Below are 826 nucleotides of genomic sequence, written 5' to 3' on the forward strand. Positions count from 1 at the left end.
GGGCGCTGTCACGTTAGCGGAGTATGTTCACAAGGGGCGGGGGCGCGACCTGCATGTTTCATGCGGCAGACGGATTCTGGGTGACCTCGGTAAATTCACGCCACGTCGAGAAGCGTACGGCGAGGTGTTTGCGATAAAGCGAAGCACGCAGCAGATGCCGCTTCAGGGCGAAGTGCTGGCGGATCGGCCCGAAGCTCGCGAGGAAAGCCTGAGTGCGCTTCGGGTCGCGAAATCCCCGCATGCGTCGCTCGCGTTCGCGGGTCGGCTGATGGCTGTTCTCGGCGCGGTTGTTCACGCGGGCGGCGGCCTTCACGAACACGTGCTTGACGTTGGCGAGCTCCGGGATGCCAGCCTTGGCAGCCGGGTAGCTGCGTAACTGGTCGGTGACGATCTTGCACGGTGCCGGACAGGAACGCAGCACACGCTGGAAAAAGCGCTTCGCTGCGGCCTTGTCGCGCCGCTTCTGCAGCAGGATATCCAGCTCGGCACCGTGTTCGTCGACCGCCCGCCACAGCAGCCAGGGCTCGCCGCGCAGATTCACGAACATCTCGTCTAGATGCCAGGTGCGGCCCGGCTTTCGTCGCGCAGCCTTGACCCGCCGGGCGAAGGCCGCACCGAATTTGTCGCACCACCGGCGGATCGTCTCGTAGCTGACGATCACGCCGCGCTCGAATAGCAGCTCCTCAATGTCGCGTAGGCTCAGCTGGAAGCGGAAATACCAGCGGACCGCCTGGCTGATGATCGCTGCGGGGAATCGGTGGCCGTGGTAGAGCGCTTTCGGTTTCATCGCCTCATCTTACGCGACCACACCCGCCAACGTGACAGC

Annotated in this window: 1 protein-coding gene; it reads right to left on the minus strand. The window is 64.2% G+C overall.

Annotated features, from left to right (window positions below; genetic code table 11):
• Positions 1 to 58 precede the first annotated feature (58 nt).
• On the minus strand, positions 59 to 787 hold the full coding sequence (locus tag WS69_RS09655) for an IS6 family transposase (RefSeq protein ID WP_059470563.1): 729 nt from the start codon (positions 785 to 787) through the stop codon (positions 59 to 61).
• Positions 788 to 826: the final 39 nt, after the last annotated feature.

Origin of the sequence: Burkholderia sp. BDU5 (assembly GCF_001522845.1) — a bacterium.
Lineage (GTDB): Bacteria > Pseudomonadota > Gammaproteobacteria > Burkholderiales > Burkholderiaceae > Burkholderia > Burkholderia mayonis.